General features: G+C 71.3%; 12 protein-coding genes. 5 read left to right on the forward strand and 7 right to left on the reverse strand.

What is annotated here, in order from left to right; genetic code table 11:
- Positions 1 to 78: 78 nt before the first annotated feature.
- Positions 79 to 1,332 (forward strand): molybdopterin-dependent oxidoreductase, encoded by a 1,254-nt coding sequence (locus tag N5I75_RS37590; RefSeq protein WP_476684697.1) that lies wholly within the window; start codon positions 79 to 81, stop codon positions 1,330 to 1,332.
- A gap of 337 nt (positions 1,333 to 1,669) precedes the next feature.
- Here N5I75_RS37590 and N5I75_RS37595 read toward each other — a convergent pair whose 3' ends face one another.
- The 3 genes from N5I75_RS37595 to N5I75_RS37605 are packed head-to-tail and all read right to left on the reverse strand — an operon-like array spanning position 1,670 to position 3,779.
- On the reverse strand, positions 1,670 to 2,440 hold the full coding sequence (locus tag N5I75_RS37595) for a class I SAM-dependent methyltransferase (RefSeq protein ID WP_476684698.1): 771 nt from the start codon (positions 2,438 to 2,440) through the stop codon (positions 1,670 to 1,672).
- On the reverse strand, positions 2,437 to 3,168 hold the full coding sequence (locus N5I75_RS37600; RefSeq protein WP_476684700.1) for a TIGR04282 family arsenosugar biosynthesis glycosyltransferase: 732 nt from the start codon (positions 3,166 to 3,168) through the stop codon (positions 2,437 to 2,439). Before N5I75_RS37600 ends, N5I75_RS37595 begins: the two co-directional genes overlap by 4 nt.
- Positions 3,057 to 3,779: a glycosyltransferase family 2 protein gene (locus tag N5I75_RS37605; protein ID WP_476684701.1), complete on the reverse strand. Its 723-nt coding sequence runs from the start codon at positions 3,777 to 3,779 to the stop codon at positions 3,057 to 3,059. The genes N5I75_RS37600 and N5I75_RS37605 overlap by 112 nt, the downstream gene beginning before the upstream one ends.
- Positions 3,780 to 3,903: 124 nt before the next feature.
- Here N5I75_RS37605 and N5I75_RS37610 point away from each other — a divergent pair, with 124 nt between their 5' ends.
- Both N5I75_RS37610 and N5I75_RS37615 read left to right on the forward strand, forming a co-directional pair.
- Positions 3,904 to 4,647, forward strand: coding sequence for a response regulator transcription factor (locus N5I75_RS37610; RefSeq protein WP_476684702.1), 744 nt, complete (start codon positions 3,904 to 3,906; stop codon positions 4,645 to 4,647).
- Between the two features lie 2 nt (positions 4,648 to 4,649).
- On the forward strand, positions 4,650 to 5,759 hold the full coding sequence (locus N5I75_RS37615; protein ID WP_476684704.1) for a sensor histidine kinase: 1,110 nt from the start codon (positions 4,650 to 4,652) through the stop codon (positions 5,757 to 5,759).
- Positions 5,760 to 5,942: 183 nt separating this feature from the next.
- Here the strand turns inward: N5I75_RS37615 and N5I75_RS37620 are convergent, their stop codons facing one another.
- Complete coding sequence (locus tag N5I75_RS37620) at positions 5,943 to 6,929, reverse strand: NAD-dependent epimerase/dehydratase family protein (protein ID WP_476684705.1); 987 nt, start codon at positions 6,927 to 6,929, stop codon at positions 5,943 to 5,945.
- A gap of 211 nt (positions 6,930 to 7,140) precedes the next feature.
- Here N5I75_RS37620 and N5I75_RS37625 point away from each other — a divergent pair, with 211 nt between their 5' ends.
- The gene (locus N5I75_RS37625; RefSeq protein WP_476684706.1) at positions 7,141 to 7,992 is read left to right on the forward strand and encodes a phosphotransferase; all 852 of its coding nucleotides are present in this window, start codon (positions 7,141 to 7,143) and stop codon (positions 7,990 to 7,992) included.
- 122 nt (positions 7,993 to 8,114) lie between these two features.
- Here the strand turns inward: N5I75_RS37625 and N5I75_RS37630 are convergent, their stop codons facing one another.
- The 3 genes from N5I75_RS37630 to N5I75_RS37640 all read right to left on the reverse strand — a co-directional run bounded on the left by N5I75_RS37630 (position 8,115) and on the right by N5I75_RS37640 (position 11,326).
- Positions 8,115 to 8,588 carry a barstar family protein gene (locus N5I75_RS37630; RefSeq protein ID WP_476684938.1) on the reverse strand — a complete coding sequence of 158 codons (474 nt, stop codon included), beginning with the start codon at positions 8,586 to 8,588 and terminating at the stop codon, positions 8,115 to 8,117.
- Positions 8,551 to 9,369 carry a phytanoyl-CoA dioxygenase family protein gene (locus N5I75_RS37635; RefSeq protein WP_476684707.1) on the reverse strand — a complete coding sequence of 273 codons (819 nt, stop codon included), beginning with the start codon at positions 9,367 to 9,369 and terminating at the stop codon, positions 8,551 to 8,553. The genes N5I75_RS37630 and N5I75_RS37635 overlap by 38 nt, the downstream gene beginning before the upstream one ends.
- A 463-nt stretch (positions 9,370 to 9,832) precedes the next feature.
- Positions 9,833 to 11,326, reverse strand: coding sequence for a non-reducing end alpha-L-arabinofuranosidase family hydrolase (locus N5I75_RS37640; protein WP_476684708.1), 1,494 nt, complete (start codon positions 11,324 to 11,326; stop codon positions 9,833 to 9,835).
- A 398-nt stretch (positions 11,327 to 11,724) separates the two neighbouring features.
- Between N5I75_RS37640 and N5I75_RS37645 the strand changes: the two genes are divergently transcribed.
- Entirely contained in the window at positions 11,725 to 13,185 is a 1,461-nt protein-coding gene (locus tag N5I75_RS37645; protein WP_476684710.1) for an endo-1,4-beta-xylanase, read from the forward strand.
- Positions 13,186 to 13,400: the final 215 nt, after the last annotated feature.

The raw sequence follows: 13,400 nt of genomic DNA on the forward strand, positions 1-13,400 counted from the left end.
GCCGCCCGGGCCGGACGTCAGCGTTTCGTCATGGGTCGCGCGGGCCGCGGAGGGGTGCGCCCGGCCTACCGTCGCAGCATGCGCGACACCCCTCGTTCCCCTGCCTCTCCCGGTTTCTGGCGCAGCCCGCTGCGCGGCCCCGGGTTCACCTCGGTGCTCGGGCTCGTCCTGCTCGTCGGCATCACCGTGCTCTTCGTGACGGGGCTCCTCTCCTACGCCGCCTATAACCCGGACCTGGCGGCGGTGAACGACAAGACCCCGGACAAGGGGCTGCTCGGCTTCTACCTCTTCGCCTGGCCGACGAGCCCGCACTGGCTGTACCGGCTCACGCAGGGCGTGCACGTCACGCTCGGCGTCACCCTCGTCCCCGTGCTCCTGGCCAAGCTGTGGTCCGTGCTGCCCCGCCTCTTCACGCTGCCGCCGGTCCGCTCGCTCGCGCACGGCCTGGAGCGGCTCGCCCTGCTCCTCCTTGTGGGCGGCGGCCTGTTCGAGTTCGCGACGGGCATCCTCAACGTCCAGCTGGACTACCTCTTTCCCGGCTCGTTCTACCCGCTGCACTTCTACGGCGCCTGGGTCTTCATCGCCGCGTTCCTGGCGCACGCCGCGCTCAAGACGCCGACCGCGCTGCGCAACGTACGGGCCATGCGCGGACACCGACAGGCCCAGCAGGTCGATGAACGGCCGGAGTTGGTCGCGCCGGACCCTGATCCGCCGACCGTCTCCCGACGGGGCGCGCTGTGGTTCGTGGGTGGCGGATCCGCACTGCTCTTCGCGACGACCGTCGGACGGAGCTTCGACGGACTGCGGCCCACGGCACTGCTCGCCCCGCACGGCGGCACCGAACCCGGCGGTGGCCCGCACGGCTTCCAGATCAACAAGACCGCCGCCTACGCGGGTGTCGGCGCGGCCGAGACCGCCGCGGACACCTGGCGGCTGGTCGTCACCGGCCGCACGGGCACGGTCCGCCTCAGCCGGGCGCAGCTCGCCGCGCTCGCCCAGCACGGCGCCTCGCTGCCGATCGCCTGCGTGGAGGGCTGGTCGACGTCCGACCAGCGGTGGCGCGGGGTACGGCTGCGGGACCTCGCCGCGCTCGTCGGCCACGACGGCGAACCACCGGACGTGTTCGTCGAGTCCCTCCAGCGCCACGGCGCGTTCCGGCACGCCGCGCTGCGCGCCAACCAGGTGGCCGACCCGCGCTCCCTGCTCGCCCTGTACGTGAACGGTGCCGCCCTCTCCCCGGATCACGGTTTCCCGGCGCGGATCATCGTGCCCGCCGCGCCAGGTGTGCTGAACACGAAGTGGGTGGCCCGGATGACGTTCGGAAGGCTGTAGACATGAGGACACGCAAGTGGGCCCTGCCCCGGCTGCTTCCGCTCGGCAGCCCTCTTCAACTCGCCGTGCTCGCCTGCTCGTTCGCGCTCGCCGCCTACGCGGGCGTGCGGCTGTTCGCCGAAGACTGGCTCGGGGTGGCGTTGTGGATCGTGGGGGCCGCGCTGCTGCATGATCTCGTGCTGGTCCCGCTGTACTCGGCCGCGGACCGGGCGTTGCTGGCGGCGACGGGCGCGGTGGGACAGCGGGCGCGGGCCGGATACGTCCGGGTCCCGGCCGCGCTGTCCCTCCTGCTGCTGCTCGTCTGGTCTCCGCTGATCAGCGGCTCGTTGGACGCCCGCTACCGCTCGGCCACGGGGCTGTCCGCGGCCCCGTTCCTCACCCACTGGCTGCTGATCACCGCTGCGCTGTTCGGGGGCTCTGCGCTGCTGCTGATCTGCTCAGTGCTGCGGGAGCGCAGGGCGGCGAAGCGGCGGCCGTCGGCGGACCACTGAGCGACCGGCGTGAGCCGCGTCCGTGCCGCGTGCCGCAGCAGGGCCTCGGTTCCGAGGCGCGCCCACGGGAAGGGGCGGCCCTCGTCGCGGAGGCCGGACGCGACGTCGACGACCTGAACCTGGGCCCGCTCGTCCACCTCCACCGCAGCGGTCTCGGCGATCAGCAGGCCGCCGGGAGCGAGGAGGTGGGCGACGCGCTCCAGCAGGGCGCGCGGATCGCCGCCGATGCCGACGTTGCCGTCCATCAGGAGCACGGTGTCCCAGCGGCCCTCGCCCGGCAGCGGTTCGAAGACGGAGCGGCGCAGGGCCGGGCCGCCGAGACGCTCGGCGCGGTCGACGGCGGCCTCGCTGACGTCGATGCCGAGGGCCGTCCTGCCGCGCGCGGCCAGCTCCGCGACGAGCCGCCCGGGTCCGCAGCCCACGTCGAGGACCGCGCCCTCGCAGCGGTCGAGGACCTGCCGGTCCACCGCGTCGGCCCGCGCGCACCAGCGCTCCACCTCCAGCGGCAGCAGCCAGCCGTCGGCGCGGCGCAGGAAGAGCGGGCCCCGGCCCGCACGCAGCGCGAGCGCGTACGGGTCGGCGTTCGCCCAGGGCGCGGTGGCGGGCGGCGCGCTCATCGGCGTACCGCCGGCGAACAGTGCGCGAGGCGCGCGGCGAAGCGGCCTTCGGGGGCCGAGGCGGCGACGGCGTGCGCGTCGTCCGCGGTGTCGACGTCCCGCAGGGCGGGCAGGTCGCGCACGCGCAGTCCGGCGGCCACGAGCCTGGCCCGTTGCAGTCGGCCCGTCTCCGGTGTCGACATGGGGACGCCGCGCAGGAGCGCCGGGTCGGGTACGGCGAGGCCGAGGGCCCAGAAGCCGCCGTCCAGGGCGGGCCCGAACCAGGCGTCGCAGGTGTCGAAGCCCACGTCGAGCAGGGCGGGGGTGACCTGCGGGGTGTCCATGCCGATCAGAAGCGCGGGGCCCGGGCACCCGGCGAAGGCGGCGGCGAGCCGTTCGTCGAGCCCGCCCGCACACTGCGGTACGACGTCGAAGCCGGGCGGCAGCCAGGGCCCCGGCTGCCCGTCGAGAACGAGGACGCGCCGGGCCGCCGGTGCGGCGGCGACCGCGCGCAGGGTGTCGGCGAGTGCGGCCTCGGCGAGCGATGCGGCCTGGTCGGGTGTGAACGGCGGGGTGAGCCGGGTCTTGACCCGGCCGGGGCGCGGCTCCTTGGCGATGACGAGGAGAGTGTTCGTGTTCACCGCGCGCGTCCTCCCGTCGGGGAGGCGGTCGTACGGGACGGCTCCCGCGGCGGCGGTTCGGTGAGGACCCCGCGCATGTCGCGCACCGCGTGCCAGGTGCCGCGCCATGTGCCGGTCACCTTCGACTTGCCGCTGCGCGGCAGGTACGGCACGTCGTGCTCGGCGATCCGCCAGCCGGCGTCGGCGGCCCGCACCACCATCTGCAGCGGGTAGCCGCTGCGCGGGTCGGTGAGGCCGAGGGCGAGGAGGGCCTCGCGGCGGGCGGCGCGCAGGGGGCCGAGGTCGTGCAGGGGCACGCCGGTCCTGCGGCGCACCATGCGGGCCAGGACGCGGTTGCCGACGCGGGCGTGGAGCGGCCAGACGCCGCGTTCCGCCGGCCGGCGCCGTCCGAGCACCAGGTCGGAGCGGCCCGCACGCACCTCGTCGACGAAGGGCACGAGGCGGCCCGGGTCGAGGGAGGCGTCGCAGTCGCAGAAGCAGACGATGTCGGCGCGGGCGGCGGCGAGCCCCGCGCGGCAGGCGGAGCCGAAGCCGCGCCGGGGTTCGTGCACGACCTGGGCGCCGAGGGTACGGGCGAGGGCGGCGGAGTCGTCCGTGGAACCGTTGTCGACGACGATCGCCCGCCAGCCGGGAGGAATACGTTCGATGACCCAGGGGAGGGCCTCGGCCTCGTTCAGGCAGGGAAGGACGACGTCGACCGGTGATGGTGGGGTTGTCACGGCTTTCACCCTACGAGCACCAAAGGGATATAACGGGCGCCCGCTCCTTACGAAACACGGACGTCCGCCCGCTCCCGCGACCTCGGGCCCCCGGTCCGCGGGCCGGGGGTGCCACTCTGGAGCCATGCACGAGTCACACGCGCCCACGAGCGGCGCCACCGGGGAGCCGAGGTCCCGGGTCCTGGTCGTCGACGACGATCCGACCGTCGCCGAGGTCGTCGCCGGCTACCTGGACCGCGCCGGTCACGTCGTCGACCGCGCCGCCGACGGCCCCGCCGCCCTCGCCCGCGCCGCCGCGCACCGCCCGGACCTCGTGGTGCTCGACCTGATGCTGCCCGGCATGGACGGCCTTGAGGTGTGCCGCCGGATGCGCGCCGGCGGCCCGGTCCCCGTCATCATGCTGACCGCGCGAGGCGACGAGGACGACCGGATCCTGGGCCTCGAGGTCGGCGCCGACGACTACGTCACCAAACCCTTCAGCCCCCGCGAACTCGTGCTGCGCGTGGAGTCCGTCCTGCGCCGCGCCCGCCCCGACACCGAGCGGCGCCCGGTGCGCGCGGCGGGCCTCACCGTCGACCCCGCAGCCCGACGCGCCACCCGTGACGGCGCAGAACTCGCCCTCACACTGCGGGAGTTCGACCTCCTCGCGTTCTTCCTGCGGCACCCCGGACGGGCGTACAGCCGCGAGGACCTGATGCGCGAGGTGTGGGGCTGGGAGTTCGGCGACCTGTCCACCGTCACCGTCCACATCCGGCGACTGCGCGGCAAGGTCGAGGACGACCCGGCCCGCCCGCGCCTGATCCAGACGGTGTGGGGCGTCGGCTACCGCTTCGAGGCCGACCGGCCCACCGCCGGGCTGGAGGCCTGACGGTGCACGCCAACCTCCTCATCGCCCTCTACGCCTTCGCGGGCGCCGCCTCCTCCGGTCTCGTCGGAGCCGTGGCCCTGCGGCTGCTGCGCCGCCGCTCCCTCACCGTGTCCCTCGCCGTCGTCTCCGCCGTGGGCGTCGTCGCGATGCTCGCGGGCACGCTCGCCGTCGCCTGGGCGATGTTCCTGTCCCCGCACGACCTGAAGGTCGTCACCACCGTGGTGGCGATGGCGGCCGTGGTCTCCCTCGCCACGGCCCTCGTCCTCGGCCGCCACGTCGTGGCACGAAGCCGTGAACTCGCCGACGCGGCACGGTCGTTCGGAGACGGCGGCGACTACGCCGCCCCGCACACCCCGGCCACCGCCGAACTGGCGGCGGTCAGCCGGGAGCTGGAGGCCACCAGCATCAGACTCGCCGCCTCCCGGCAGCGGGAACGCGCCCTGGAGTCCTCCCGGCGCGAACTCGTCGCCTGGATCTCACACGATCTGCGCACCCCGCTCGCCGGTCTGCGCGCCATGTCCGAGGCCCTGGAGGACGGAGTGGCGGCGGACCCCGCCCGCTACCTCACCCAGATGCGCACCGAGGTCGAACGGCTCAACGGCATGGTCGGCGACCTCTTCGAACTCTCCCGCATCCACGCGGGCACCCTCGCCCTGACCCCCGCGCGGATCTCCGTCCACGACCTCGTCGGCGACGCCCTCGCCGGGGCCGACCCGCTCGCCCGCGAACACGGGGTACGGCTCGTCGGGGACCAGGTCGAAGCGGTGCCCGTCGAGGTCGACGGCAAGGAGATGAGCCGCGTCCTCGGCAACCTCCTCGTCAACGCGATCCGGCGCACCCCCGCCGACGGCACGGTCGCCGTCACCGCCGAGCGCGCCGCGGACGGCGTCGTCGTCTCCGTCACCGACGGCTGCGGCGGCATCCCCGAGGAGGACCTGCCGCGCGTCTTCGACACGGGTTGGCGCGGCACCCACGCCCGCACCCCGCCCGCCGGAGGCGGCCTCGGCCTCGCGATCGTGCGCGGCATCGTCGAGGCCCACCGGGGCCGGGCCACCGTCCACAACATTCCGGGCGGCTGCCGCTTCGAGGTGACGCTGCCGACGGTGCCGTGAGCACGGCTCTGTTTCCGGGTGACGCTTGCGACGGTGCCGTGAGTACGGCTCTGTTTCCGGGTGAGCGCTTCCGGCGGTGCCGTGACACGGCCCTGCTCCCGGTTGGCCTCCCGACGGCGCCGTGAACACGGGCCTGTCTCCGGGTGACGGTTGTGACGGCGCCGTGGACACGGGGCGTCCCTGCTACTCCCGGGCGAACTCCCGCATCCCGTCCTCGAAGGACACCTCGGGCCGCCACCCCAGCTCAGCGCGCAGCCGCGACGAGTCGGCGGTGATGTGCCGGACGTCCCCGAGCCGGTACTCCCCGGTGACCACAGGGTGCGGCCCGCCGCATGCGTCGGCCAGCGCCCGCGCCATCTCGCCGACCGTGTGCGGCACTCCGCTGCCGGTGTTGTACGCGGTCAACGTGCCCGGGGCGCGCTGCGCCGCCAGCGCCCCCACGTTGGCCGCCGCCACATCCCGGACGTGCACGAAGTCCCGCCGCTGGCGACCGTCCTCGAAGACCCTCGGGGCCGCACCGCGGGCGAGCGCCGAGCGGAAGAACGAGGCGACACCGGCGTACGGGGTATCGCGCGGCATCCGGGGCCCGTAGACGTTGTGGTAGCGCAACGACACCGCGATCCCGCCCGTGCTGCGCGCCCACGCCGCGGCGAGGTGTTCTTGCGCGAGCTTGGTCGCCGCGTACACGTTGCGCGGATCGGCGGGAGCGTCCTCCGCGACGGTTCCCGGCTCTAACTCGCGCTCGCACGTAGGGCACTTGGGCTCGAACCGGCCCGCGTCGAGATCCTCCACGGCGCGCGGCCCCGGCCGTACGGCCCCGTGCCGGGCGCAGGTGTACCGGCCTTCCCCGTAGACGACCATCGACCCGGCGAGCACAAGGCGGTCGACGCCCGCTCGCGCCATGGCCGACAGGAGCACGGCCGTGCCGAGGTCGTTCCGCGACACGTACTCCGCCGCGTCGGTGACGCCGTCACCGAGTCCGACCATGGCGGCCTGGTGGCAGACGGCGTCCACGCCCCGGAGCGCGCGGGCGACGCTCTCCGGGTCGCGCACGTCGGCCGCGGGCTCCTCCCGCACATCGAACACGACCGCCTCGTCGCCGCCGGCGGCCAGCGCCTCCACGACGTGGGACCCGATGAAACCGGCTCCGCCGGTGACCAGAACACGCATGCCCGACACGGTAGGTCCGCGCCGGTGCCCGAAGCCCGTCCACGGCTCCCGCAGGCGCCTTGCGTCATACATCCGTAAGGTTCAGGGACACGTGTGTCTGGCCGTACCGCCAGCCGGGCGACCCCTCCGTGAGTTGGTGAGGCTGTCCCGGGGTGCCGTGCCCGGTTAGTCTCGGGCGGGACATCCTGCGGGCCCGGAGAGTGGGGACGGTATGGAGGCGACGGAGCTCCGTCGGGCCGTTGCGGCAGGGCGGTCGGTCGCAGCTGAGCAGGGCCTGCGGGCCGACGGTGCGGTCGTCATCAACGACTCGGACCGCGTCGTGCTGCGCCTGCTTCCGTGCGATGTCCTGGCGCGCGTCGCTCCCTCGACTCATCTGGCCGACTCCGAGTTCGAGGTGGACGTAGCCTGCCGTCTCGCCGGCGTCGACGCTCCGGTGGGGGGACTTGAGCCCCGAGCCGCCCCGCGCGTGTACGTGCGCGACGGTTTCGCCATCTCGCTGTGGATCTACTACGAACCCGTGGGTCCAGAGGTCACGCCGGCCGATCACGCAGACGTCCTCATGCGCCACCATGCCGCTCTGCGCAAGATCGACCTGACCGCGCCCCATCTCGCCGACCGGGTTGCCAGCGCGCTGAGAGAGGCGAACGACCGCAAGCGATCGCCCGAACTGCCGCCGAAGGAAAGGGAGTTCCTGCGCAGTGCCCTCGGCGGTCTGAACACGGTGATCAGCCGGAGTGCCGGCGAGCAGTTGTTGCATGGCGAGCCGCATCCGGGCAACGTGCTCAGCACGAGGAGGGGACCGCTCCTGGTCGATCTGGCCACGTGTTGCCGTGGACCGATCGAGTTCGACCTCGCGCACGCGCCCGAGGAAGCGGGACAGCATTATGCGGGGGCTGACCACGAGTTGCTTCTACAGTGTCGTGCCCTGAACTGGGCGCTGTTCTCGGCCTGGCGCTGGCGCCGGGACGACCAGATGCCCGACCGGGACCACTGGAGAGCGGAGGGACTGCATCGGGTCCGTGCCGCACTCGATCGCTGCGGAGCACCAGGGACAGCGCCCTGACCGGCGCAGAAGTCGAACGCGGCTCTGCCCGGGTGCTCGCCGCGTCCTTTCCGTTGAGCTGACGGCACACCATGAGCCGTGTGCCGTCCGAGGAACGTCTCGTCACGAGAGGCCCGCAGGGGTCAGTGGGCTCGTCGCGTGGCGTCGGGACTCTCTGCATCGCTCCACACGACGGACATGGCTCCGACAGGAGCGAGCGCGATCCGGGGGTCGGAGCTGTGGACCAGGCACATCACGCGGCGGCCGAACAATGCGGCCCGGCGGGCGTTGTCGGCGATGATGTCGAGGACGATTTGCGCGGTCTCCGGATCTGTCATGGCGAACGTCTCGAAGTTGGTGAAGGCCAGGACCAGGCCGGTGGCCTCCGGGGTGACCCCGTAGGCGGCGTACGAGGCGACATCGCCGAAGCAGTCGTTGAACGCGTCGAAGCTGCGTCCGTGATAGTCCGGGAATTCCAGGGCCGCGCCGATCCCCATGAGCAGATCCGCCCGCGATGACCAGGCAGCCGCGTCCAGAGCCGTGACGTGGTAACCGCGGGCGTCCAGCCAGGCGATGCACTCATCCAGCGCAGCACGGCGGTGGAAGAGCGCCGGCAGGACTTGAGGTGGCCTGCCGTCCCAGGCCCTGGCGGATCGCCGTCTCCACGGGTGAGTACGCGCCGTCGGCCCGCTCCAGTTCGTACGGCGCTGCCGGCATCAGCGGTGGCTGGGCCATGAAGCGCGGTCGTGTTCCGTGATGTGGCTGAGCCGCGTGGACCAGGAACGGGTGGCACAGGAAGACGTCCCCGGGGAGACCGGTGGCGAGGGCGAGCGGCCGGTGAGCGGACGCCGCTTCGAGGTCCGGCGCGATGGCGAGCCCGCTCGCGCCTCGTTCCCCGTACGGCGCGAGGACCTTGGGCACGTCGAGGTGGGAGCCGACCCGGATCCGCGTCGGGGCGTCTTCCTCCCGCACTTCGCTGAAGAGGAACAGCATCAGCAGCGCCCGGCCGCGTGAGCGGACATTCGTGAACGGCCAGCTCTCACCCTCCACCGCATAGCTGCCCTCGACGTGCCAGCCCGCATCACCAGGCTCCTCCAAGTGCGGAAAGCGGAGCGGGAAGGTGCCGAGCGAATAGCGTGGCTCCCAGCGCCCGGCGCCGACCAGCAGGTCGTACGCCCGGTGCAGAGCTGGGGAGTTGGGCGCGGCGGCGAACGGCCCCTGCGCCATACCGCCGACCCAGTGCACGGGTTGCGTCCACGTCCGCGGGTCGTCCGGGTCGCAGCCCGTCTCCCGCCACAGCAGCCGCGCGCAGCTCTCCGCCACGCGCGGCGCGACGGCCCCCTCCAGCTTGACGTAGCCGTCGCGGAGGAAGCGGGATACCAAGGTCGTGTCGTCCATGCCTCGATCATGGGAGCCGCTCGTTCTCTGCGCCCGACCGTTGCCGCACCGCTTTTCTCGGGTGGATGCTCGGGGGCGGCTTTACCCGGCGAGAGGACTGTCCAGAGCCCGGGCGGCGCCCCGATCGGTCGGCGAGGACACTCGTGGCCGTGGGCGACTGGCTGTGATCCTTTGCTGCGGTGTGAGGAGCGGTGGGACGAGAAGCGTTTCGACACCTACAGTCGCTACGCCAACGCCCTGAAAGCGCAGTTGCAAATCGCGCAGCGGATCGGCGCGGGCCGTGGTTTCACCGACGTCGCCGATCCGAGCGCGCGAGGAGACCTCGGAATCGGAGGAGCACCGCCGCCGTCGGGACAGTGGCCTCGCCAGTGGCAAACCGAGCTCCCCGGATAGCCGGTGCGGTGTCGAAGCCGAAGCATCGACACCGCACCCCGGCACCGGCGCCGGAGACCGGCTCAAGCACTCAGCGTTGCAGTGTCAGCAACCCCGGACGGTAGGGCAGGAGTCCGTAGTCTCCGCCCGATGCGGGGCTGCGGCCCTGGTAGAGCAGTTGGAGGTTGCAGGGATCGACGGTCATGGTCTGGTCGGCGCTGGTGCGGATCAGCTCGCCGTGGCTGATGTCGTTGGTCCAGGTGGCGCCGCTGTTGGCCTTGCCGGCGAAGGGGTTGCTCTCGGTCGCGGCCTGGGGAGTCCAGGAGCCGTTCAGGCTGGTGGCCGTGAAGGAGCGGAAGTAGCGGCCCTGCGAGCCGATCGCTTCGACGATCATGAGGTAGCGGTTCTGTCCCTGCAGCTTGTAGACCTGCGGGGCCTCGAAGAGGTTGTTCGTCGTGTCGCTCATGACGACGGTCGAGGTCGTACCGAAGCTGCCGGGGAAGTTCCCGATCGGCATGCTGGCCCGGTAGATCTTGCCGTTGTCCCCGGCGAAGAACAGGTACATGTTCGTTCCGTCACCGATGAGCGTCTGGTCGATGGGTCCCGTTCCGGAACCGGAGATGCTCCCCGAGAAGAGCACCTGCGGTGACGACCAGCCGTTCGGGTTGGTCGGGTCACTCGATGTCCGGTACGAGAAGGCGCTCCCTCCCCACTGGTAGGTGAGCACCCAGATGTTCATCGGCGCGAAGTAGAAGAGTGTCGGCGCGACCGTGGAGGCCGACATCGTGTTCTGCCGGGCCGATGCCATGTCCGACCAGTTGGTGAAGAGGTCGAAGTTCATCGAACCCCAGCTCGTCCCGGTGTCGTGCGTCGTCGCGTAGACGAGCTGCCTGCCGTTGTACGGCACGACGGTGAAGTCCTTGAGCGAGACCCATCCCGACTTCGGCTGCGCCAGCGCGCCGGTCGACGTCCAGCGGTAGGAGGAGGGGAGATCGCACGCGCCGGGGGTTCCGCCGCTGCCGACCTTCACGAGCTGCCACTGCTGGTTGGCGCCGTTCCAGTCGTCGTACTGGACGATGTTCGCGTTGTCGGCGGTCGAGGCGCCCTGGACTTCGAGGGCCTTGCCGCTGTGGCGCGAGACGAGTCGCACGTACCCGTCCGAGCTGTCGACCAGGCGCCACTGCTGGTTGGTGGCGTTGAGGTCGGACCACTGGACGATCGAACCGCCGTTCGCGGAGGACCAGTTGTAGACGTCGAGCACCTTGCCCGAGTGGCGGGACTTGATGCGGTAGTAGCCGTCACCGGCGTCGACGAACTGCCACTGCTGCTGGGCCTGGTCGTTGCGCGTCCACTGGGTGATGCGGGCGCCGTCACCGGTGGCCAGGTTGTAGACGTCGAGCGCTTTCCCGCTGTTGCGGTTGACCAGCACGTACGAGGCGTTGGGATCGACGGTCGCCGCGCTCGCCGGCTGCGCACCGAGGAGGACGGTCAGCAGTAACAGCGGCGAGAGGAGGGCGAGGAGGCGTTTGAGGTGTCTGAGGCGATGAGACGGAGACGGAGACGGAGACAGATGGCGAACCCACATGAGAGAGCTCCTTGGGGCGGGGAGTGAGCTGGGCCCGGACCGCGGGTAGCGGATGCGCGGGCGTCGCTCAGAGCGAAACATTTCGGAGGGACCCGGCAGGTGTGACGCCATAAGCTAGAAACGCCCGTGTCTTGGGTCAAGACCTTTTGCTTATCTCGAAACTTTGCGAAGCGGACGTTCTCACGATTGGAACGGGGAACGCGCAGGTCAACCGCAGCAGGCACGGAAATTCGGATGCCCCAACCGGCTGTCCGGTCTGCCACGTTCGAAATTTCGTAAATAGAACCGAAACTTATTGCGTGCAATGTGTTGACGAGCCACCGTCAACGACTCGATCATCCATGTCGCTGAGGAACCGGCCGTAGTTCGAAACCTCGAACCGACTTGGAGGCACAGTCATGGGCTTGTTCGCCCTGTCCAGACCCGTTGGCCGAACCGCGGTACGAACCGCTGTCCGCCGCAGGATGCGAGAGGCGTTGCTGACGTTGGTCGTCGGCGTCCTCGGAGTCGTCCTCGCCCTGGCCACGCCGCCGACCGCGTACGCCGCCGAGAGCACGCTCGGCGCGGCGGCGGCGCAGAGTGGCCGCTATTTCGGTACCGCGATCGCCTCGGGCAAGCTGGGCGATTCGACGTACACGTCGATAGCGAACCGCGAGTTCACCATGGTGACGGCCGAGAACGAGATGAAGATCGACGCCACCGAACCGCAGCGGGGCCAGTTCAGCTTCTCCGCCGGTGACCGCGTCTACAACTGGGCCGTGCAGGACGGCAAGAAGGTCCGCGGTCACACCCTGGCCTGGCACTCCCAGCAGCCCGGCTGGATGCAGAGCCTCAGCGGCAGCACCCTGCGCCAGGCGATGATCGACCACATCAACGGCGTGATGGGCCACTACAAGGGCAAGATCGCGCAGTGGGACGTCGTGAACGAGGCGTTCGCGGACGGCAGTTCGGGGGCCCGGCGCGACTCCAACCTGCAGCGCACGGGCAACGACTGGATCGAGGTCGCCTTCCGCACCGCCCGCGCCGCCGACCCGGCCGCCAAGCTCTGCTACAACGACTACAACGTCGAGAACTGGACCTGGGCCAAGACCCAGGCCATGTACAACATGGTCAAGGACTTCAAGCAGCGCGGCGTGCCGATCGACTGCGTCGGCTTCCAGTCCCACTTCAACAGCGGCAGCCCGTACAACAGCAACTTCCGCACCACCCTGCAGAACTTCGCGGCCCTCGGCGTCGACGTCGCCATCACCGAACTCGACATCCAGGGCGCCTCGCCGACGACCTACGCCAGCGTGACCAACGACTGCCTGGCCGTCGCGCGCTGCCTCGGCATCACCGTCTGGGGCGTGCGCGACTCCGACTCCTGGCGGTCGGGGGACACTCCGCTGCTGTTCAACAACGACGGCAGCAAGAAGTCGGCGTACACCGCTGTCCTCAACGCGCTCAACGGCGGCACGTCCACGCCTCCCGGAGACGGCGACGGCGGACAGATCAAGGGCGTCGCCTCGGGCCGCTGCCTGGACGTGCCCAGCTCCAGCACCACCGACGGCACCCAGCTCCAGCTCTGGGACTGCCACAGCGGCACCAACCAGCAGTGGACGTACACCGACGCCGGTGAACTCCGGGTCTACGGCAACAAGTGCCTGGACGCCGCCGGCACCGGGAACGGCGCCAAAGTCCAGATCTACAGCTGCTGGGGCGCCGACAACCAGAAGTGGCGTCTCAGCTCCGACGGATCCATCGTCGGCGTCCAGTCCGGCCTCTGCCTCGACGCCGTCGGGAGCGGCACCGCCAACGGCACCCTGATCCAGCTCTACTCCTGCTCGAACGGCAGCAACCAGCGCTGGACGCGCACGTGAGCATGCCGGCACGCACGGCCATGTGAGGGAAGAGGACGGTGGGGGCGCCGGGCGCCCCCACCGGTTCGTCGAGCTGCTCAAGGCCGACGAGCGACAGTACGAGGAGCGACTGTACGAGCGGCAGTACGCAGCCGGGACCCCCGCCCGTCGTTCCGCCGAAAGTCGGTTCGCCCTCGAGTCACGGGGGTGAGGATCTCGCCGCCGCCGCTTCGGTG

Source organism: Streptomyces sp. R818, assembly GCF_056172735.1.